The following is a 22,376-nucleotide window of genomic DNA, read 5'->3' as shown; positions in this document are numbered from 1 at the left end:
GTAATGAAAAAAATAATATTTTATTCTATCTTTTTAATCTTTCATGTTAATCTTTTTGCGGACGTTATTAAAGTCACTGCAGTTGAGTACTGCCCTTATATTTGCATTCCAGAAAAAAACAACGGTCTTAAGGGATTAAATAATGAAGTTTTAATTGAAATATATAAAAAATTTGGCCATAAATTAGCATTTGAATTCATGCCCTGGCAAAGAGCAGTGAATGAACTTGAACGAGGAAGTTATGACTTAACTCCACTCGTAGAGGCTAACCAATATAGTAATATCACTCTTTCAAAAAATGTTTTTATTAAGTACAAAATAAGCTGCTTTACCCGAAAAAACACTCCCTGGAGTTTCAAAGGAGTAAAATCGATAGGGAATCTTCGCATCGGAGTCCAGAATGGTTTTGACTATTCTAGTATACATCCTGAATTTGACAAATATATTAAAAACGAAACAGAGAAAAAAAGCGGTAAAGTATCTATTATTTCTGGCGAAGACGCAACTGAAAAAATTATTAAGATGATCTTAGCGGATAGATTAGATTTCATATGTGACAACGAAGGTGTCATAATGCATTTTATCAATACAGAAAAATTACAAAAAAAATTAAAACAAGCCGGAGTTTTAAATTTAGATATAAATTACGTAGGATTTTCCATAAAAAGTAAAAAAGCGGCAGAATATAAAAAAATATTTGATGATAATATCATAGAATTTAAGAAGAGTGACAAGTATAAAAAACTATTATCCAAATATGGTATAGAAGATCCAGACATAAACGAAAAAAATTAAAAAGAATAATCTTGAATATCTGGAAAAATATTTAATCTTTTAAGCTCTGTAAATTTACAACTGAGGGATTCATTAAAAATATAAATAAATCCACATCCACCAAAACTAAAATCTGGTATAAAAGATTTCAACTCGTCCTCTGAATATCTTGATAAATCAACCACACAGGTTCTTTTTCCTTTATGCAAGACTGTTTGTATATCAATATTTAAATTTCGAATTTGGCTAGATACATATAAAAGATTATGTGAATGGCAAAAATTTTGAATGATTTCTGGTTCCCCTATTTTTGCACGCTCAATAAAAATATTTTCAAATTCCAAGGCAAATAATTTTGTCCAATTTTCACTTTTTAACGCATCGCCTTTTAAAAATAAAGCAATGGGCGTTAAGCACCCACGTCCATTCCAAACACTACAATGCTGTGCAATCGTGCTTGGAGAATCAAGAACAGTATTCACTATCAAAGAATTTTTGATATCGCCTTTGCCAATAAAATTTGTTTTGATGGGATTAATTTGCTGCGAAATAGTTGTCAAAGTTTCTTCACTGCCAAAAGTTAATACGAAGTCATATTCATTGAAAGTATGGGCAATTGATTTGCCTTGATCAATATATGTAGAAACCTGCGCATAAAGATTGGCAACCACAAAAATCAGATCTTGAGTGTATTTTAAGACAACTCCAGAATAATAATCATCTAAACGCAAACTTGGTACTTTAATAACGATCGATCTTGCCTCACTTTCAGCTGCAATAATGTAAGGATAAACCCAGGCAATTGGTGTATTTGCAGCCGAAATAATGAGAATATTTTTATTCTTAAATTTCTTGTCGATAGGGATACCTTTCTCAACACTTGTGAGAGTTTTCACCAAATCGGTAATAACAGTGTTATTCCAATCAAACAATTTTAATTGAGAAATTAAATCAGTTAAAACAAATTTTTTATTTTCTTTGCTGCTATTTTCGATGAGGTATTTATAAGAATTCTTATCAAAATTATAGACATTTCTTATGTTTAAACTACAACCTTTGATAGTCGAGTCCGGGCCTCGGCCAATCAGTTTGAAAGCATTATTGGCATAACAAAAACCAATATCTTCAGTTATAATTGCACCATAAGACTCATAATTAACTGAATCTATAAATGCAAGAAATCCTTTTTCATTTAAAGGCAAAATAGATTTCTGTTCAATTGAAACAGCAAAAGGTTGTAAAGTCTCGTTGCATTGAAAAGTACCATCATGAATTTTTTGACTTGACCAAGCCTGAGAACCAAGTTCACACATTCCATATTCAGAAAAAATAGACAGTTTTTCTGATCTATAAAAATTTTTAAGAATTGCAAGTCCCTCATCAAGAGTAAATGCCTGTGTTCTGCCTTTAGTTCCACCAGTATCTATAACAGATAAATTGAGACGTGTGAATTCTTTTTGCATGCGTTCTTTCAATTCACAATTTGCCAAGTGAGCTAGCATAAAATGATGAAAAGAAGTACCAAATATAATGCATGCAGATTGTGTCTGAATTTCTTTTAAACATTTTAAAATATTTTCTAATGACTCTTCAAGATCACACCAAAGAATATTAAATCCCTGATTTTCAAACATACTTATCATTGCAGACAGAGAACTACTCTTCCATTTTTTTACAGAAGGGATAAGTGACACTATAGGAGTCTTTTTATTAAAATTATTTCGCTCCAAAAAAGATAAAAATCCTTTACATGTATTTAATTCATAATTAACCAAAGCATCATGTGAAAAGATATGCTGTGAAGGCTTATTGCCAGTGCTCCCGCTTGAATTAAATATTTTAAAACCTCTCGATATATCATGCGAATATGTTTTATGTAAAATAAAATCTCTAAAACAACGTATCGGCAAAAAAGATACTTTTTCACCCGTCTGAGAAAACTGTAGATCGACAAAGTAATGTTTTAATTCGGGTATTTTCTGTATTAGTTCTTGTTTTTGTTTTTCTAAAACTTTAAGTTGAGCAGACACATTCACTGAAAATCCCTTTCATAATGAAAAATAGATACATCAAATACCGTATTTAAAAAAAACAAGCAACAAATTTTTAATTTTATTTATAATTAATAATAATATTTTATAATAAATAAAATTAATATAAGTAATTTTTATTAATATAAATTTTTTTTATAATTAATTCTTTCCTTGACAGCTAGAAAATAATAATTTTAAATAAACAGAGTGTCTAATTTATAATTAAATAGTGAAAGGAATCAAAGCAATGTTACTGCTTAAAAAGCTTTATATTCCCGTTTGCATGTTTCTGCCACTCTCCATTTTAGCAAAAGAACACACTCAATTAGAAAAAATAGGGGAAATAAGATCATCAAATACTGATAACTCAACCCCGGGAAACGGTATGGTAAAAGTTTTTGGCATGCCTATGTCGTTTAATTGCTTTAAAAATAATAAAGATCCCAAAAATATAAAATTCGGAAACTTATCAGGACAAATAAATTTCTCAAGATCTGTTTCACAAAAAGATCTATCTTCCGTACTTAATATTTCTGCTGGAGCAGAGATATCTTACGCATGGTTTTCAGCAACTGCAAATGCCAGTTATTTAAAAGATATCACTGACTCACGTTACACAGACAATTTTACTTTTATTCAAACTTACTCTGCGGATGCAAGCTATGAACTGCCCGATGACTATGGTATTGATCTTTTAAATCAGACCGCAGCAAAAGCACTTGCTCAAAAAAAATTTGGGCAAATATGTGGAGATTCATTTATTTCAAATAGTAAAGCTGGTGCAACCTTAATCACTACAGTCACTTTAAATTTCAACTCAGCTCAAGATAAAACTGAATTTGATACAAAATTTAAAGGAAATATTTCAGGAATTGCTAGCATAACTCAGGAATTTAAAAATGCAGTTACTAAAAGCGGTATATCTGCTACCTTAAGTGTAAAAGCAATTCAAAATGGTGGCGACCCATCTAAACTTGCTCAAATATTTGGTAAACCCAGTGAAACAGGATACCCTATCAGCAATTGCAGTAAAGAAAATATTCAAGAATGTAATAAAATTATTGACAATATAATTTCCTATGCTCAAGGTGAATTTCAAAATGGATTAGATTTAAGCAATCCCCAAAGTTTGTATTATTTTAATCCTTCATCTGAAAAATACTCGACTTTTGGCATAAATTACATTCCTGAGAACCTATCTCCTTTAACGAAATCAGCCATTGCTAAATTAACGAAGCAATATCAAAGTGATTTTGAGGACAAAATTTATTTAAGTAAATATATTTCATATTTAATATCTAAGCCTGAATTACGTCCAATTATTCCTGTCGCACTACCAGGAGAAATAAAAACTTTAGAGTCAAAAATCGAGCAATTAATGGAACACAGTTCAAATGCTTTAACATACTGCTTTAATGAAGAAGCAAATCATAAGTGCCCTGCTTTTGTTGAAGAAGTTAATATCGCTCATCAACAATTTGCAAATGAAGGCAATTTAAGAAAAATATACTCAATGAAAAGTATAATTCAAGCAGAAACTTTCAATCAGGCAAAATATTTATTTCTACCTGCAAGCATTTATAATTCAGTTCCCACCCAAGCAAATAATTTTGGCTTCGATCCAAAGACGGAAAAAATTTCAGGAGAGTATTTTGTAAAAGCAGTCTTTCAGGACGATGGCACTTTTTGGCATCATTGCAAAATTAATTTCAATCCTAATATAGCTAACAACAAAGCAATTTCTGAAGTAAATCTCCAACTTGGAGAAAAACCAATTGAAATTTTATGTGATTTTGATCCTCAAAGATTTCGTATAATATCGAGCGCGCAATTAAATCAAATAGGTTATGCAAATCCTTTAAAATATGATTTTTCATATTCTCTATATGATTTTTTTGGTGGAAGTCGGTTTAATGGTGAAATAAAAAGTATGAAGATGTTTAATACGTATGAGTACAACCCAATTTAGGTTCGTATATTTTTTAAACATCATCGCGTATTTCTAAAAATTATTTAACAATAATAACATCTGAAATAAATCTCTCTTGAGTTACTATCTTATAATAATCAAAGTCAGAATATCCACTTTTTTCTTTGGTAGTATTTACTTTATTCTTCAATTCTTTATCGTAATAAAAAGCAGAGGATCCACCACCATCTAAATTAATTGCTACTTTGCAACCCTTTTGTTGCAAAATTTCTGCCCAAATTTGAATAGAAGCACCATCTTTTACGTTTTCAGTTATATCACCTTTACCCAATGTAGCAAAAAGAATATTACCATTTTTAAGCTTGCACATAGCGCTACGTGCAAATTTTTGAACATAGAAGTTTTTATTTGGAAAAGGGGATTGTATTTGCCCATCTTTAATAAGCAAAGGATTTCCGGCAACAATGAAATCCATTTTATTCCAATCTTCTTTGCTATTAGATTTAATACTATAATCTATTTGTAAACCACTCACATCGCTAAATTTAATTATATCTGTTAAGTTTTTAAAAAATACAATAATTTCATTATTATTAATTTTAAATTTTCTTTCTTCTTTTTTTTCAATTTCACTTAAATTAATTATTTTTGCCTTATGATCATTTTCTTTATTCCAGAGAAGCAAAAATCCAAAATTTGGAAATTGTATAGGTTTTTTCCAAAGATTTGTGTATGCTATATATGGATATTTAAATGACAAACTGTTTATCGCAGATAGCTTTAAAGTTTTTTTTCTACGATTTATATTATTTGTAAATGTTAAAACAGGAGTAACAGATATCTCATCCATTAAAAATTTATTTTCACTTATATTCCAACCCACCGCACTGTGCCAAGTAGCGTTGGTACCATACCAAGTATTATTTATTTTTAAAGTTTTTTTAGGCAACGCATAGTATGGAAATATATTTGGATTTATACCACTTTTTTGCAAATATTTATTTGGTAACAAATGACTTTCTTCATCAAATATTTTAAAAAAACCACCGTTAATTGCAAATATAGCATTTTCACTATTTGCTACAACAGATACCTTTTGACTGCGTGAAAGATCTTGCTCGGCTCGAACTATAGAAATTGATCGCTTATAAGGATTTACTTCAGCAGTCCAAATCAGGTATTTATTTCCACCCTGTTTAGCGGCTTCTGACAATATATGTACTCCGTTTTGATCTGAATAATAAAGTTCAGAAAAACTATTTTTATTTGAATGTAATTCGGAGTCAGCACAAGAAGTAATTACTATTAATATAAATAAAATAATTTGAAATTTTTTTACGATCATCTGTAAAAATTTCGAATAAATGCACATATAAATTTCTTTCGAATTGATAATTAATATATTTTATTAAAATAAATATTTTTACAAAACTGTTATATTCTTGACGGTAAATAATACATAATTTTCATGGCGATATATGTAATTATACCAACCATTGCATAAGTATATGCTATTTCACGGATGGAGGTGATAACGAGATAACCTGTAAATATTGTGACAAGTCCGGAAAATGTATATGAAATAACACCATAATTTGAACTAACTGTCCCCGCTAAATTTTTAAATGGAGCAAACATAATCGAAACTAAATAGGGATATAGAATACCAGAAGCAAAAGCAACCATACAAGATGAAAGCATAAATAAAAAAATGGAATGTGGAAAAATAAAAGAAAGAAAAACCATTAATATTCCCATTATGAGCAGCAGGGTTGAAACCAAATGAATGATTTTTTGCCCTTCAAAATACTTAATGACAAATCGGCTCGCAAAAGCACCCAGCATATAAACAAGACCAACTAATAATGCCATTTGTCCATAAAAAACTTCACTTTTACCCATAATGTCTTGAATAAGAAAAGGCCCCATCATGGTAAATGAAAAAATTCCTAGATTAGTTGCAGCTACAATAATAGTTGAACATAAAAAATCTTTATTCTTCACAACTTTTAGAGAATTAATGAGAATTTTCTTAATATTTAAGTTTTGCGGTGAAGTGTTGGTCTCCTGCATGAAAAAGACAATGACTACACAGGAAATAAAACCGTAAGCACTGAGGACAATAAAAGGCAAACGCCATCCACCAAATTTATCAAGATACGCACCTATGACTGGAGCAATTATAGGTGAAACACCCCAGACTAATCCAACCCACGCAGTTGCTTTCATAAGCTCAACACCTTTATACAGGTCAACTGACACAGCTTTTGAGAGGACAGCAATTGAGGCAGATGAAAATCCTTGAATAAAGCGAGCAACTATTAGAAACTCAATACTTTCTGCAAAAACACACATGATACTACTTATTGTGAATATAATCATTCCATACAGTAGGGCTTTCTTTCGACCAAACCTGTCTGAAATTGGTCCATAAAAAAATTGACCAATACCAAGTGAAATTAAAAACAGTGAAACTGTTTTTTGCACTGCACTTGAATCAGTAGAAAGTGATGTCACAATTTTGGGTAAAGAAGGGGAGTAAATATCTATTGAGACCTGTGAAATGGGAACTAAAAAGAGAATTACCAGAAAAATGATCCGGTGATTAATGACTTTGTTCCCATCCATATTTATTCTATCCTTAATGATCTCGGAAATAAATCGTAGTCATCATCATAAAGAGGATTTCCTGATAATCCCAGTTCAAACAAATTCCTCAGTTCTTTGAGACATTTTATATTTCTAATCTTATTTTTGCGCAAATCAAGTTTTGTTAGACTAATTAAATACTGCAAAGGCTCGACGTTGTTAATTTGATTCTCAGCCAAGCTCAAAGTATTTAAATTTTTAACTTTTTCAACGGAACTCACATCCTCAATCATATTTTTATTCGCTGAGAAAAACTTAAGATGTGACATTAATTTAATAAAAGAAATATCTGAAATATCATTTTCTGAAACATTCAAACTCACTAATTTTTCTAGTTTTGCAACTTCATCAATCTTCCTTAATTTATTCTTCTTTAATGAAAGAAGTTTTAGATTTATGAATTTTTCAATACCAGATAAAGTCGTTATATTATTTTCTTCGAGAATAAGCTCTTCTATATTATTAAGAGGAAATAAAAATGAAAAATCACTAAGCCCTACTCCCTTAAGTGAAATTCTCTGGAGAGAGCTTAAAAATAATATGTCATTTAAATTTGTAATATTTTGGTAATCTAAATTTAATGACGTCAAATGTGGCATAAATTTAAAAAAAGATGAATCCATTAAATATTTTTTTGTTTCAGGAAAAGAACTTAAATCAAGTGCTTTTAAACCTTGCAAAATACCTTCCGCATCGGAGGGGTTTTTAGTGCGAGCTATGCGAAACAAATTTTTTATTGCAAATTCTTGCTCATTCGATTGAGGAGTTTGAGAAAGATATTCATAAAAATGAGTTGTAGTCATAGATTTCTCCAAAAAAGCAGAATCAGTTAAAGTAGACCTTTTTGATTTTCTCATATTGTCCATTTTTATCAATCATCTCTAAAAAATTGTTAAACTTCTCAATGAGAGCAACATCATTTTTTCTGGCTGCTATTGCAAGATCACCTTCCTGCTTAGAGTCTAAGGTATAGAATTTAATATTCATTTCTTTAGAAGCTTGATCAATAAAAACATTATCATCAACAAAGACATGTGCCCTCTTTTGGACAAGAGCATCGACTTCAGCGCTTTCACTATCAAATTGTAAATGATTGGCGCTTTTAATTGTTTTTCTTAAATACAGGGTTGCTGCTGAACCTGTGTGTGAGGCAATTTTAACATTGCTGTTATCAATATCGGAAAAGTTTTTAAATTTTTCCCTATTCTCAGGTGTATCTAATAATGCGGCTGTGATTTTTACTTTAAAAACTGGCTTTGAAAAAAGGACTGCTTTAGCTCTTTTTTCGGTAATTGTTAATCCCGAAGCTATCATATCACATTTATTTGTCATCAATGCTGGAATCAGTCCATCTAGAGTTGTATCGAGCATTGTTAATTTTAGTGAATGAAACTCAGCAAATTTACGCATTATATCTACATCAAAACCTTTCCATTCACCTAGTTTATCTTTCATTTCAAACGGAATAAAACCAGCTTGAGAACACACTCGAATTTCACCCTTTTTTTGAACATTTAAAAAACTATTATCTTTTTTTTCATCTGCATAATTTACACCATAAAGAGAAAGAGCGATGAGAGCAGTAGCAAATTTTTTACATAATTTCATAAGATTTCATCCTTTTATAGTATTAAAAATAAATAAATTTTTTTAATTTATTTTTTAAACATTAAATACTTTTTTATATATACAGTTTCAGAGTTAAAAAGGAAACAGATATTAAAAGACTTTATTTATAAATCGATCAATTTTAAACAGAAAGTATTTTAATGATGGGATGAATGATGAGCAGAAGCAATATGGCAAGAAAACAATTCACGATTTGCAATTAATTTTGAAAACTTTTCGACAATGCTAATATTTAGAGTGAAATTCATGAGGGAATTCCTATAAAAGAGTTTCCTTTACATATGATTTGTGCTTAAGATGCCCAAACCAAAAATGAAGCTAGCAAATTTGACTTCACTTTGGCAAGCGGCTTCTTTATATTATTAGGGTTTTTTCATGCAAGAATACAAAATTACGCAATTTGCGAGTGATAATTACGTCGGAACTCATCCTGAAATCATTAAAATTATTAATGAATCTATGCTTGTGACTGAACTTCCATATGGGAAAGATACTTACTCAATCCGCGCAAAAGAAGAGTTTAGACGTATCTTTCAAACTGATTGTGAAGTGTATTTCTTTGCCACAGGAACAGCCTCAAATGTCGTTGCTTTACAAGCTGCTCTCAGATCTATAGATGGTGTTTTGTGCTCAGATGTAGCTCATATTGCCCAAGATGAATGTGGTGCTTTCGAGAACTTTACCGGAGCAAAACTTTTTACAATTCAGAATGTTAACGGTAAAATCGCCTTAGAAAGTCTAAAAAAATACTTTAATTCTATTCATCCTATTCGCCACAATTATCCAAAGATTGTTTCATTAACACAGGTAACAGAATATGGTACCGTTTATACAGTAGAAGAATTAAAAGAAATTTGTGCTTTTGCCCATGCTAAATCCATGATTGTTCATATGGACGGTGCACGCTTAGCTAATGCTGCAGCTGCCTTAAATAAATCCTTAAAAGAATTAACAGCTGACGTTGGTATCGATATCCTTTCTTTTGGTGCAACTAAAAATGGAGCATTACTCGCAGAAGCAGTTATAATTTTTAATAAATCCCTCATTAAAGACTTTGAATACATTCATAAACAGTCCATGCAACTCTTCTCCAAAATGCGTTTTATCCCCGCACAATTCTTGGCATATTTGAAAAATGATTTGTGGCACGAATGCGCTTTGAATTCAAATAGCATGGCTCAGAAAATTGCTAATGGAATTAAAGAAATAAAAAACATAAGACTTTGTTATCCAGTCGATGCAAATGAAATATTTATTGAGCTGCCAACTGCTATGAAAGATGAATTTGCTAAAAAATATTATTTTTATGTCTTTGCTGAAAATTTATTGGAAAAAACCTCACTCATTCGTTTAGTAACATCTTTCAATACAAACTCTGACGACGTAACAGAACTCATAGCTGCTTTAAAGCGAGCAGAAGCTGATTATATAAAATAACTTTCGCAAACCTGTTAAAATAAAATTAACAGGTCGAATACAATTACATAAATGTTAATTACAGAGCAATTCAAACACATTGTGATCGACATAGTGATCATATAACCATTCTGCATCCTTGACTTCAGCAACCTTAATAAAACCCAACCTTAAAGGAATTGCACTACTTTTATGGTTTTGTTTTGCACAACAAATAATAAACTTTTTTAAATTTAAAACAGCCATTCCATACTGAATAAATGTTTTACAAGCAGCTGATATTATCCCATATCCCATACGATTCTCAACTAACCAATAACCTATTTTAGTTTCATTTTTTTGCAAATTAATATCGTTAAATGAAATAAGACCTACCAAATTCTTTTCATACCAAACGCCAAGGGTAAAAGATGTCTTCTCTTCGTAATCCTTTAAACATTTTTTAATAAATTGTTCACTGTCAGATGGTGAAATTGAATGGTTAAGCCAAGGAAGCCACTGTTTTAAATAACTGCGATTTTTCTCGATAATATCTGCAAGATCTTTCGCTAAATTGATATTTAAATGATCTAAATAAATATTTTCATTGACTCGCAAAAACATAAAAACTCCTTTGCAAGATTATTATATTTACATCAAAATGACATAATTTATTTTTTCTTGCAAATAAACTCTCTTATTTTCTTTTGAGCTTTAACCAAACTGTGACTTCGTCACGGTCATGATAAAGTTGACGGCACTTCAATTCATACGCAAGGCCTTCTTGGTCGAGTTCTGTGCGGATTTTTTCAAGACATGCTGAGACTTCTTGATATTTCTTTTTCATAGGTAATTTTAAATTAAAAATAAATTCATTGGCTAATTTTAATGTGGCCCATTCAATTATCAAGTCTGTTACCTTAGAAGGTCTCTCGACCATATCGCAGACAAGCCAATCGACAGGTTTTTTCGGTCGGAATTTAAAGCCATCTTCTTTTAGATGCTCCACAAGCCCAGTCTTCATGAGCTTAGTATCCATTTCACCATTGTCGATTTCGAAAACATAAATATTTCTGCGGACAAATTGGTACGTCCAGCCCCCCGGGCAAGCGCCGAGGTCAACAGCTGTCATTCCCGCTTTCAATCTTTCTTCTCGTTCATTTTCGTTGATAAAGGCAAAAAATGCTTCTTCCAATTTCAGGGTTGAGCGACTGGGGGCATCGGCTGGGAATTTAAGACGAGGGATGCCCATAAACCACTGAGAGGCCTTTTTCGGCGCACAAAGGGCTATATAGCAGGATTGCCCGGTTAAAAAGAGCAAATGCAAGCGCAGAGCTCTTTGCAATTTATCGCCAACAACATAACCATTTTTCCGCAGTTCAGAGAGCATAGGGCTCGTAAATTTTTTACAAAATGTTAAGACTTCTTTATGCACTTCAACATCAAGTGCCTCAACAAAAAGATCGTCCAAGTACTTTTTACCTGCTAAAATTGAAGAAAAATTTTCTTCAAATGCCCGTAATATAGGCACAGTTCTGCCTTTATCTGGCAAATTGCTCATAAGTTCAGATGCTAACAGGATTTGTCTGACAAAAATAAAATCGCGAATTTGAATGTCATTCCAGAGTGCTATCAACTCCTCTTGACTGTGCGCCTGAAAGAGCACATGTGCTGTGTTTTGCTTCGCTTTTACAAAGCCTTGAACATTCTTGGCGGCTGTGTAGGCCATGATTTCCGCAGCGCAGTCATTCTCAACACCGGCACGACAGTAAAAAAGGAGAGATAAAGACATTGTTTAAACTTTCATATTTTAAATAAAACCCACGTCTTGCACGCTGGCAGACATCCGTGCTCAGGATTACCTGCTTTTAAGCACCCTTAGCAAGCAAAATCGGCTGCACAATGGGATTTAAAAAAATATCTTTGCATAGAGAATCAATTTAAAACTTTGGCAAAACCAGAAAAGATGCCTTTTATCTTAACGTCTATTAACTCCGGATCCGTTCCATACATATCTTTTGCGAGAACAAATTTATCTTTCTCACACACATTGTTCTTAAGGAAACAACTAAATAAATACATATTGTGTTTTTTATTATAAATAACGTGACCCGCAACATTTTTTGTGGGGGTAATTTCTTTAGTTTCTATGTTATACCAGTAGGAGTTTTCGACTTCCCCTTTTGCTTCCCAGCCAAATCCAATTCTTTTATATTCAGTTATAAATGCTTGTTTTTTATCCAGAGAAATTCCATTGACTTTGACAAAATAATAATCAGATCTTTGTGATTGATTTAGTAAAACTATCTCTTCAGCATCCTTATCGAGAAAACTCTGCTCATTCATTGCATCAATATTTTTATCAATATTAATCTTATTTGCATCAATTAAAATAAATGAAGGGTTATTATTTCCTGTTCCATAATTCGGATTGCATGATATTAATAATTTACTATTATTTTCGACTCTTTGCATGGAAAATGCATTAAAACAATACTGCATAGACCAGGATTTTTCCACTGCATTCAATTCTTGATTTAATAAATAAACTTTTGGCTTTTTCTCATCTGTATTATTATCATCTTTTTCATATTTTCCAGCAGAAACAACAAAGACACGCTCATTGGCAATTAAAATAGAAGTTATATTTTTATCGGAATTTGAAACTGAATTTATATCATGCTCAAGCCCCTTGATAAAAGTTGCTGGCATTTCTTCATTTAAATTTAAATCGGTTTTAATTATTTTCCGATCATCATAACCAATGCCCAACAGTTTGCCTTTATGAAGAATAAGATCTTTAGTATTTATCGGGAAATTAACATTTTCATTTTGCCGATAAGTGCTTGAGTAATGAGTCACCCGCGTATTATTTTTCTGTGAAAATTTTTCCACATGATAAAAATGCTCAAGTTCCCCAGCCGCGTTATTTATTTGATAAGCTCCTGTATCTGAAGAAGCATCTATATGCCGCAGAGTATTAAATTTTTTAGTCGCCAAATCAATTGAATAAAGGTCATTGAATTTACCATAATCATCACTCGTAAATAAAACCTGATCAGCTGTTACATTAATAGTGGGCACAACATTCTGCTTTTCTGTACCACAACCAATAAAGAAATGAACCGACAGAATCAGACCGCATAAAGAATATCTTTTCATACTAAAATTCTCCTGCAAGAGTTAAATAAATACGCCGACCAGGGGGAGGATAACCAAGATAACCATTTGACTGAACACTTTGCACTGAGCCAGAAGAACTTGTTAAAGTAGCAAACGACTCATTGGCTAAATTATAAATATCGAGGGAAAGAGAAAATTTCTGCGCTGACAATGAATTGTAAAAAGAAAAAGCCACCCCAGAATTATAAATAGGTGGAATGTCCATCTGACTAGAGTTTGTGTAATCCAAATAAAATGAACTCTGCCAATTCACATTTGCATAAGCACCTAAATAAGTTTTGTAAGTAAAAATAGATCCCAGGGGAATATTTTCGACAGAAGTTGCTGCATTTACAAAATGCCGAGCAGACCTTGGAACATCTGTTTCTTCTCCTTTATAAAGCATTTTTGCTAGCAGATATTGATAAGTAAAACTTATATTCCAATTATGAGTGATATTCGTGTCTAGATTTAAAAAGAATCCATTACGCGCGCTGTCTTCAATATTATTGTATTGATAATAAATTTGCGACACAGGAATAAGAAAAATAAGATCACTGTCTTTTGCATAAAAATAACCAAACTCTCCCATAGGAAAGTTAAACCCAGTTTCTATTTTCTGACTGCTTTCTGCAACTATATTGACATTGGGAATCACTCCATCCGGTGACCCATATATTTCAGATAAATAAGGTCTTCTTTGCGATTTTACATAACGAATATACTGCACGGTATTAAAAATTTTATTCTGCAAGGAAACAGTATAACCTGCCGTTGGTTTTTCGCGCTCGGAATTTTCGTATGAAGACATACTACTTATACTAGGATAATTGGAATTCATATTTACATTGGAATTCGCCATGGACATCCAAGCATTGGCATTGACTGACAGAGTCCAATTTTTTTGCATTGGAAAAATTACGGCTTCAAACAGGTTTGGACGGATTTCTGTGCGCTCAACCTGCACATGACTGTCCATCGATGAACCAGAATTCGGCACGGTCGTACTCGTTTTTTGGGTCGCATAAATAATATCTAAACTCAAACCTGTTTGCTCTTGGCTGATAAGACTTGAGGGCAAAATAAAATATGTTTTTGCTTGTAAAGAGGAATTATAAGAAGACGCAGCTTGCGCAACATAATTTGTGGTAGAATTAAAACTTTTATTTTCACTCGTATTGTAAAGGTAACCAATTTGACTATTCCACTGCAAACCATTTTCAGCAAAAAACTTTTCAGAGCGTATCAAACCTAAAAATATATTGCGCTCAAGTCTCTGCTTAGCCCCTTGGCTTCCAACGGGTCCAGGAACCCCTTTATTCTGTAAGCCAAAAATAAAATCAAAATTAATTTTGCCAAATGTATTGGAATAACTTTCTGCGCCAATTCCACCACTCGTTTTAGAAAAATCATTATTTTGCAGTTTTTCGTAGGTTCCCTGATCTGCGTTTAAATTGGAATTATTATTGTTAAAGACAGAATAATTCTCTTGGCTTGTTGTATAGTCGAGTGAAGTATAGATTTCACTTTTTTGCCCAAGTTTAAGAGAGTGAGATGCGGATCCTTCTTGATAGCCGAAAGATCCTATACGTGTTTCAAGTTTAAATAAATTGCTACTATTCCTTTTTCCATAAAAAAAACAATCAATCCTGCGACAGGATCGAATATTTATATCTCCCGCGATACCCATTGAACTCAGCCAAAAAGGTGGTGAATCGGGATAAACATTTAATTGCCCAACAAAAGTAAGAGGCAACAAACTTAAATTTTGCTCCCCACTTCCAGCACCGGTTAAAACAAATCCATTGAAATAATATGTCGGTTCAAAAGCACGAGCGCCACGCAGTCGAACTCTGAGCGCTCCTGCTTCTCCGCCAAAATGCTCCACCTGCGCAGCTGTTACTTTATCAACGAGGTCAGAAATGCTTTTTGGCGCAGCCGCACTGCCCGGGACAATTTGCGAAGAAATATTTTCTTGATTGACATTTAATTGAGCAGGATTTTCTACAGCTTCCTGCGCAGATTGATTTTTTTTCTCTGCTACAGTTAAATTTTCAGAATCGTTGATTTCAGGAATTACAGGAATCGTTATTACGTTTTGCTTATTTTCAAGAGTTTCAGAAATCACTTTGGGATTATTTTGATTTTCAGAAGCATATTGATGCAGAATAGAATTTTGTGCAGATACAGCAAATGTTAAAGTGCAACAGTTTACACTTATTATTTTGAACATAACTTTATTCTTTTTTACAGTAAGATCCCCTCGGATCTTGATCTATAAGCACCTACATTGAGTGCATGATGGCAGGTCTTCGGACTTAAAAGCACGCATATACAAACTATATGATTCCTAATCTCTGCAGCTTCCCAGATATCCAGTGCTCTAATGCAGATTTCGTTCTTTCATACCGCTGCGGGACAGTTTTAGATTCTCACTAAATTCCCTTTTAATTTGTGTAACTTTAAAATATTCATAAAAATACTATCAAAGTTCTAAAAACCATCAACAGTTGGAAACTGTCATGCCTCATCCTAAATGTCAATCAAGCCCAGGAAAAACTTATGTATTCATAAATGAATTTTTATAAATATCCTATAAAAGTGGCATCATTTTTTATGGTATCCTTTTAAAAAGTGAAATGCATTTTTTTAACGTTTTCCATCCATTTAATTCTAAGTTAACAACCTTAAATTCCATTTGTTAAGTTATGGTTTGCTTTTTGCTTATTTTTTTTTTTGATTCTACATTGTTCTCTTTAATGAATAATGTGATTTATTTATAAAATAATAAATTTTAATTATATTTCTTAATATTTTTAAAACGTTTTAAAGGATAAATTTTTTATGCTCCATTTTAAAAACTTCGATCTCCCTCAAAAAAAAATGTTTAAAGAGTTCTTGCTAAGAAAAAATTATTTTAAAGAAGAAGTTTTTGCTTATAATGAAGCAGATCTATCACCAATATATGATCGTGACTTATTTGTAAATCGACTCTATAATCTCAAGAAAAAAAATATTTTAAACTCACTACAAAAAGATGCAGAACAAGAATATATTATTAACAATATGGTCAAAGGCGCTTTACAAGAAGCTTATTATATTGCGCGACAATTTAGATTATCTATTGTCATCCGACCGACTGTTTGTAGTGCTTTTTGGGCAAACGAAGTTGGTCATCCTACAAAGCCCAGAGAAATAAAAAATAAAACCTGCAAATATGAAGACACTCTTCTCAATCCTAAAATTCTTCCTAAAGATATTGGTGCTGTCGTGCACTATAAACCTTTTGAAGATGATAGAATTAATTTTGGTATAAAAATTAATTCCCTCGCAGAATTTAAGAAATCATTCCTCCCGCTCAAAGAAGAAATTTGGGAAAACACTTTAAAAAAAAATAAAACAAAAGCATTTTATTGATAAACAACTTGCAGAGAAATTAAAAGGCATCTTTGAAAGTAGAACTTATGAATATTTTGAAGAAGATCGAGAATACAAGACAAAATATAAAGATATTGTACTCGTCAAAGAACCATTCTTATATTTAAAAATCGCTCCAAATAAAAAAATATACGGAGATCATGATCTTTTTTGCTTTGCCGATTATAATGGTGAAAACCCACTTCACTCAGAAAATATATATTTATATGAGAAACTGCGAAAATCAAAAAGATTTCAAGCTCAACACGGTGGTATATTTTATTGGGAAGTGAATAATGATTTTGAAAACGGCATAAAAACAAAAATTATGGCAGCGCATACAGAGTTTCCAAATTTTGATATCCAAAATCTAAGCACACAAAATATGCAAAACAAAATAGCTGGTACAGAGCCTCTGATTGTAATCACTCCAGAGTACATAAAAGCAGCTTTTTTTCAAGATCATTTGGACAGAAAAAAAGCAAAATTAGTGAGTGTCTGGGATATAAAAAATAACTCAGCTTGGTTAAAAACCACATGGAGCGGTCAGCGATATTTAATGATGAAAGCTGACTATAATAATAATATTAGCTAAAATTTCCCTTAAAAGTTAAAGTGATTTTAAATAAATCTGTTGAAAAGCTATTAATTATTTAGAAAAATTGACATCAACATTATCTTTATATAACTTTAAAATCATGAGAGTTTTAAGAAATATATTAAACATTTTTAGTATCTATTGAAAAATGATAACAAGAGAGAAACTCAATCATCTATGAAACATGAAATGTTTTAACTTTTTTTCTAGATAACGATTGAATCATAATAATAAGCAACGATTATTTTTAGAAAGGTTTAGTCAGATGCAACAGAATAATCCAATTGAAGAGTTGTTAAATGATCGGTCATACTATATTGAATATTCTAAATATGCGACAAATCATGCCAAGCATGCAGTCATTGCCCTCGCAGGTTTAGGGGCAGATACAGAAATTATTAAAGCATACCATAAAGCTTACATAACTAAGACTGATCTCATTTCCGAGGCAACTAAACCTTCTATTAATTCTATTACAGAAAATAATTGGAAAGATTATTTCGGCCATCGCACGAGCTATGCTTCCTACTACAATTTTTTTGACCAACAAGAAAAAGAATTGGGTAGAGATCAATTATTAAAAAAATATCTTCCGGAATTACTGCCAGGTTGGGCAGGCTCCTTAGCCCATGCAACAATTCACCTGGGGTGGGGTCTGAGCGTAAACAATCGCTGTATGATGATTGAAGGTCTTGCGTATATGGCATATTCTTTTATCTCATGTCAGCCAGAATGTCTTTTTAAAAAACAATCTTCGAATGAGAAATTTGTTATAGATTCCATTTTAAATATTGCTGAAAAATGGGATAACAATTTTGAAGAACTTCACAATTGGGCAGAAAGTTTAATTTCTGATAAAACATCCGCAGCGGCTCAAAAAATACATCCTGATCTTAAAAACTCTTTGCAATATCGTATTGTAAAAGTATTAAATGAAGGACATCCCATCATCTATGAAGAACCTTTGTGGATAATGCAACAAAAAATATCTTTATCCTGGGAGCAGCTCTATTACACTATGACAATTGTTTATTTATCTCAGCCAGGTGATTTTATCATTCTCCATTTGCTCACTTCATTGTATGCTATGGAAAAAATAGCAAATGAATTACCTATAGAGCAACAGCTTTTTGCTATTAAAAACTACTGGGTAGGAATGCTCTGTATTTTATTTTCTAAAGCTAATTTTCCAAAACGCATGGATTTAGAAAATTTACATAAAAAATATGAAAATTTGTATGACTCAAAGTGGGAAAATTTAGAAAAAACAGAATGGACAGAAATCATTGCAAGAGCATTTAAAGAAAATGAAGAACACAATCCTAAGTTAGTTTATATTATGCAGTATTTATGGAAAAGAACAGGCTATCTCAGCATTTATCGTGTTGCAGCAGCAAGTTTTATAAGTTAATTATAGCAAAAAAATAACTCCACCTAAGGTTTCCCAAGTGGAGCGGAGTGAGAGTTTTTAATCAGAATACGAAATTTTATAAAAATCTATTTCAAAAATTTAATAACTTTTCTAACAGCACCATTAAAATCTATATTTTTTAATTTTGCTTTCGATACTTTATTTAGTTTCGGACTGTCAACAATAAAACTTTGCTCCGCTTTATTGTCCAAACGTGCCTGCCCATCATTCACTCCTTCAATACGCTCCCATTGTGATGTATCGTTGACAGGCATTTTTAAGTAAACTGAGTGTATATCAAAAATATTTCTTTCTTTCATATTCTTCTCCTCCTTAAATATCTTTATGCTAAAAATTAAGAGTCAATTTTGTTTCATACTTTTGTGACACTTAATCATGAAATTAGAATAAATTATTGTGCAGAAAAACGTTAGATACACTTTCATGCAAGAAGTTCAAACTGTACCGATGACTTTATTGCAACTGTACTGGTCAGTTCTTTACAAAAATGCTACAAGAAGCAAGTTATAATAGAATGCTCATTATAATTATCCTTAGAATTTATGGAGTATTAGGTGATGGTCGGTTTTCAAAAAATTCAAATTGATCGCAATAGGAAGCAGTCATTTTCTGACCAAATAGCCGATCAATATGAAGAAGCAATAAGAAGCGGTACACTTCTTATTGGAACAAAATTACCTAGTATCAGAGATTTGTCACTTCAATTAAGTATAAATAAAATTGGCGTAATTTCCGCATATGAAAAATTATGTGATTCTGGCTTTATCACTGCTAAGCGTGGTAGCGGTTATTATGTCAGCTATAATATGAAAAGAAACCATAAGGCTGAGCAAAGAAGTTTAAATGAATACTTTGTAAAAAATAATCCTGATGAACGCACATCTTTTGCTGAAAAATCAAATATTTTGTCTCAAACAAACACTTTACCTCAATTGCAAATTCAAGAATGTCTTCCAAAAATATTACCTTGTTCTACTTCTATTAATGAAAACATAACTTATTTAGGAAATGCTGAGCCTCCAAAAAACTTGCCTGTAATGGAAGAGTTAAGAGCTATTTCGCGAGTTATACTTTCAAGTTCTCACACTGCAATATTTTCCTATCCATCTATTCATGGACTTGCAAATTTAAGGGAAGCTTTGACCTTTGAACTTGAACAGATTGGCATGCCTGTTTTAAATTCTTCTCAAATTCTTATTTCAAATGGTGCAATGCATGCTTTAAATATTGTCTTTGACACCTATTTATCCGCGGGAGACAGTGTCGTCATAGAGGTACCCAATTTTGCCTTACTTTTTCCAATATTATCCAGCCGCTGCTTAGATATAATAGAAATTAAAAGAACTCAAATGCATCTTATGTTAGATGAAAACAAGAAAAATGAAATTCGCAGTAAAAAACCTAAAATAATTTTGACCTATACCAATTGCCATAATCCCACAGGAGGAATACTCAGTTCAATTGAAAGACACTCTTTATTAAATCTGGCACAAGAAATAAATGCTATTATTGTTGAGTTAGACATATTTAAAGGACTTAATTTCGATGAGTTTTTACCTCCTTTACTCTCTGTTATGGATGGTTTGAAGAAAACGATTTACATTTCAAGTTTCTCAAAAATTTTTGCCCCAGGAATTCGCTTAGGATATATTGTTGCCAGTGATGAAATAATTCAAAAATTTATTCTAACAAAATTAAAAACAGATATAGCATCCTCGATTTTTGATCAGCAACTCATATATGAGATGATTATTAGAGGTATACTCAAAAAACATATTCAAAAATCACGTGATCAATATCGCTCCAAGCGAGATACACTTATAGCTATGCTTAAAAAACTAGCTCCGCAAAACTCAAAATGGAGTCATCCAGAAGCTGGAATGTTTTTATGGTTTAAATTTCCGGAAGGTGGTGATTTACAAAAAGTGCATACGCGATCTCTTGAAAAACAAATATCCATTGCACCAGGCCATATCTTTTATCCTTATGGCACATATAGTGATGAGATGCGTATTAATTTTGCAACATTAGAACCAGTAGAAACCTACAATGCTCTTGCAACAGTATTTACAATTTGGAGAAACTCTTCTTCAAGAAAGTGGTTAATAAAAAAATGATTTCTTTTCCTAAGCAAAAATCCAGAATTGGAATTTATCTGCATATTCCTTTTTGTCCTCATATTTGTCCATATTGTGATTTTGTTAAAACATCAAAATTTACCAAAAAAGACGTCAATTCATTTTTCTCTGAATTGTCAGCTCAACTTGAATTTTTTCTGAAAAAAATACCCGTTTCAACAAATAAAGAGTACGCAACTGTTTATTTTGGAGGCGGAACTCCTGGTTTATTTGATGCTTTTGTTTATAAACCACTCATAGATATAATTCGTGACCGTTTCTATATCGAGGAAATGACTTTAGAAACAAATCCGCTTACAAATATCAAACGTCGATTTTCTGATTATTTATCAGTTGGTTTCGATCGCATAACTCTTGGCGCCCAGTCTCTTTGCCCAGAAACTTTAAAAATTCTTGGACGAAAGCACACACGAGAAACAGTGATAAAAAATATAAAATGGGCCCATGCGGCAGGATTTAATAATATTCAAGTTGATTTAATTTATGGTTTGAAAAAAGAAATCCGTACCATAAATATTGCTGATGAAATACAGGAGTTAAATGAGGCTGGAGCAACAGGAGTATCAGCCTATGCACTTTCAATAGAAAAAAGAACTCTTTTTGCAAATAAAGATATTGCATGTGACGAAAATGCTGCTTTGGAATATTCATTACTTTTAAATAAGTGTAAATCACTTGGCTTCAAACAGTTAGAAACAAGTAATTTTTCTAAAATGGAAACATATCATAATAATATTTATTGGTATGGAATGCCCTATGTTGGTATTGGAACTGGTGCGCATGGACTTTTACCTTCTTCTGAAGAGCATCCCTTTGGTATTCGTTACCGTATTGGCGAGGAGGAAATTAAAAGTTATGCTCCCGGTAACGATGAACTTATTTTTTCCCAACAAGAAAACAGGATGAAAAATTTTTCCATTCACTTTGAACCTTCACGTACAAAACAAGAATATTTAGAAGAAATGATCTTTACTTTACTAAGAACTCCGAAAGGAATTTCTTTATCTTGGCTTGAAAAAGTAACAGAAAATAAAAAAATTTCGCAGAAGATTCTTGCAAATGCTAAAATCAAGCGTGGCATAGAAGAGGGTAAAATTATCCTAGATAATGATTCGATTTTTCTCTTTGATGAAGAAAAAATAAGAGGCGATTTATGGGTGAGTGAATTTATTAGCTTGATAAAATAAACAAATAAAATATAATCTTTATTAGAAATTAA

Annotated in this window: 18 protein-coding genes and 1 riboswitch; of the genes, 8 read left to right on the top strand and 10 right to left on the bottom strand. The window is 31.8% G+C overall.

The features are described from left to right. Positions 1 to 3 precede the first annotated feature (3 nt). Positions 4 to 795, top strand: a complete 792-nt coding sequence (locus H7355_RS04705) for a substrate-binding periplasmic protein (protein WP_186645565.1) — start codon at positions 4 to 6, stop codon at positions 793 to 795. Here the strand turns inward: H7355_RS04705 and H7355_RS04700 are convergent. Continuing rightward, positions 792 to 2,810 (bottom strand): hypothetical protein, encoded by a 2,019-nt coding sequence (locus H7355_RS04700; RefSeq protein WP_186645564.1) that lies wholly within the window; start codon positions 2,808 to 2,810, stop codon positions 792 to 794. The genes H7355_RS04705 and H7355_RS04700 overlap by 4 nt on opposite strands. Before the next feature lie 244 nt (positions 2,811 to 3,054). On the opposite strand from H7355_RS04700, the gene H7355_RS04695 reads away from it, so the two are divergent. Beyond that, positions 3,055 to 4,776, top strand: coding sequence for a hypothetical protein (locus H7355_RS04695; RefSeq protein WP_186645563.1), 1,722 nt, complete (start codon positions 3,055 to 3,057; stop codon positions 4,774 to 4,776). Positions 4,777 to 4,816: 40 nt separating this feature from the next. On the opposite strand, the gene H7355_RS04690 is transcribed toward H7355_RS04695, so the two are convergent. From H7355_RS04690 to H7355_RS04675, 4 genes are all read right to left on the bottom strand, one after another. After that, on the bottom strand, positions 4,817 to 6,109 hold the full coding sequence (locus H7355_RS04690; RefSeq protein WP_186645562.1) for a phosphodiester glycosidase family protein: 1,293 nt from the start codon (positions 6,107 to 6,109) through the stop codon (positions 4,817 to 4,819). A gap of 62 nt (positions 6,110 to 6,171) precedes the next feature. Then, positions 6,172 to 7,365, bottom strand: coding sequence for a multidrug effflux MFS transporter (locus H7355_RS04685; RefSeq protein ID WP_186645561.1), 1,194 nt, complete (start codon positions 7,363 to 7,365; stop codon positions 6,172 to 6,174). A gap of 2 nt (positions 7,366 to 7,367) precedes the next feature. Next, the gene (locus H7355_RS04680; protein ID WP_186645560.1) at positions 7,368 to 8,189 is read right to left on the bottom strand and encodes a leucine-rich repeat domain-containing protein; all 822 of its coding nucleotides are present in this window, start codon (positions 8,187 to 8,189) and stop codon (positions 7,368 to 7,370) included. 22 nt (positions 8,190 to 8,211) lie between these two features. Then, complete coding sequence (locus tag H7355_RS04675; RefSeq protein ID WP_186645559.1) at positions 8,212 to 8,994, bottom strand: transporter substrate-binding domain-containing protein; 783 nt, start codon at positions 8,992 to 8,994, stop codon at positions 8,212 to 8,214. A 396-nt stretch (positions 8,995 to 9,390) separates the two neighbouring features. On the opposite strand from H7355_RS04675, the gene H7355_RS04670 reads away from it, so the two are divergent. Next, positions 9,391 to 10,452, top strand: coding sequence for a threonine aldolase family protein (locus H7355_RS04670; protein WP_186645558.1), 1,062 nt, complete (start codon positions 9,391 to 9,393; stop codon positions 10,450 to 10,452). A 54-nt stretch (positions 10,453 to 10,506) separates the two neighbouring features. On the opposite strand, the gene H7355_RS04665 is transcribed toward H7355_RS04670, so the two are convergent. The 4 genes from H7355_RS04665 to H7355_RS04650 all read right to left on the bottom strand — a co-directional run bounded on the left by H7355_RS04665 (position 10,507) and on the right by H7355_RS04650 (position 15,805). Further along, positions 10,507 to 11,034, bottom strand: coding sequence for a GNAT family N-acetyltransferase (locus tag H7355_RS04665; RefSeq protein ID WP_186645557.1), 528 nt, complete (start codon positions 11,032 to 11,034; stop codon positions 10,507 to 10,509). Positions 11,035 to 11,107: 73 nt separating this feature from the next. Next, on the bottom strand, positions 11,108 to 12,202 hold the full coding sequence (gene rlmM / locus H7355_RS04660) for a 23S rRNA (cytidine(2498)-2'-O)-methyltransferase RlmM (RefSeq protein WP_186645556.1): 1,095 nt from the start codon (positions 12,200 to 12,202) through the stop codon (positions 11,108 to 11,110). A 143-nt stretch (positions 12,203 to 12,345) separates the two neighbouring features. Beyond that, the gene (locus H7355_RS04655) at positions 12,346 to 13,572 is read right to left on the bottom strand and encodes a hypothetical protein (protein ID WP_186645555.1); all 1,227 of its coding nucleotides are present in this window, start codon (positions 13,570 to 13,572) and stop codon (positions 12,346 to 12,348) included. Between the two features lies 1 nt (position 13,573). Then, a complete protein-coding gene (locus H7355_RS04650; protein ID WP_186645554.1) occupies positions 13,574 to 15,805 on the bottom strand; it encodes a TonB-dependent receptor plug domain-containing protein in 2,232 nt (743 codons plus the stop codon). Between the two features lie 53 nt (positions 15,806 to 15,858). Continuing rightward, positions 15,859 to 16,074: riboswitch (cobalamin riboswitch) on the bottom strand. 342 nt (positions 16,075 to 16,416) lie between these two features. Between H7355_RS04650 and H7355_RS04645 the strand changes: the two genes are divergently transcribed. From H7355_RS04645 to H7355_RS04635, 3 genes are all read left to right on the top strand, one after another. Next, on the top strand, positions 16,417 to 16,989 hold the full coding sequence (locus H7355_RS04645) for a hypothetical protein (RefSeq protein ID WP_186645553.1): 573 nt from the start codon (positions 16,417 to 16,419) through the stop codon (positions 16,987 to 16,989). A 289-nt stretch (positions 16,990 to 17,278) separates the two neighbouring features. Continuing rightward, positions 17,279 to 17,584, top strand: a complete 306-nt coding sequence (locus tag H7355_RS04640; RefSeq protein WP_186645552.1) for a hypothetical protein — start codon at positions 17,279 to 17,281, stop codon at positions 17,582 to 17,584. A 268-nt stretch (positions 17,585 to 17,852) separates the two neighbouring features. Further along, positions 17,853 to 18,998, top strand: a complete 1,146-nt coding sequence (locus H7355_RS04635) for a questin oxidase family protein (protein WP_186645551.1) — start codon at positions 17,853 to 17,855, stop codon at positions 18,996 to 18,998. A gap of 86 nt (positions 18,999 to 19,084) precedes the next feature. Here the strand turns inward: H7355_RS04635 and H7355_RS04630 are convergent, their stop codons facing one another. After that, positions 19,085 to 19,318 (bottom strand): hypothetical protein, encoded by a 234-nt coding sequence (locus tag H7355_RS04630; protein WP_186645550.1) that lies wholly within the window; start codon positions 19,316 to 19,318, stop codon positions 19,085 to 19,087. A gap of 258 nt (positions 19,319 to 19,576) precedes the next feature. On the opposite strand from H7355_RS04630, the gene H7355_RS04625 reads away from it, so the two are divergent. After that, positions 19,577 to 21,136, top strand: coding sequence for an aminotransferase-like domain-containing protein (locus tag H7355_RS04625; protein WP_186645549.1), 1,560 nt, complete (start codon positions 19,577 to 19,579; stop codon positions 21,134 to 21,136). Next, the gene (locus tag H7355_RS04620; protein WP_186645548.1) at positions 21,133 to 22,344 is read left to right on the top strand and encodes a coproporphyrinogen-III oxidase family protein; all 1,212 of its coding nucleotides are present in this window, start codon (positions 21,133 to 21,135) and stop codon (positions 22,342 to 22,344) included. Before H7355_RS04625 ends, H7355_RS04620 begins: the two co-directional genes overlap by 4 nt. Positions 22,345 to 22,376 lie beyond the last annotated feature (32 nt).

It is taken from the genome of Fluviispira vulneris (assembly GCF_014281055.1).
Taxonomy (GTDB): Bacteria; Bdellovibrionota_B; Oligoflexia; order Silvanigrellales; family Silvanigrellaceae; genus Silvanigrella; species Silvanigrella vulneris.
Note: the sequence above shows the minus strand (reverse complement) of the source record. Positions and strands in the feature narration are given on the sequence as shown.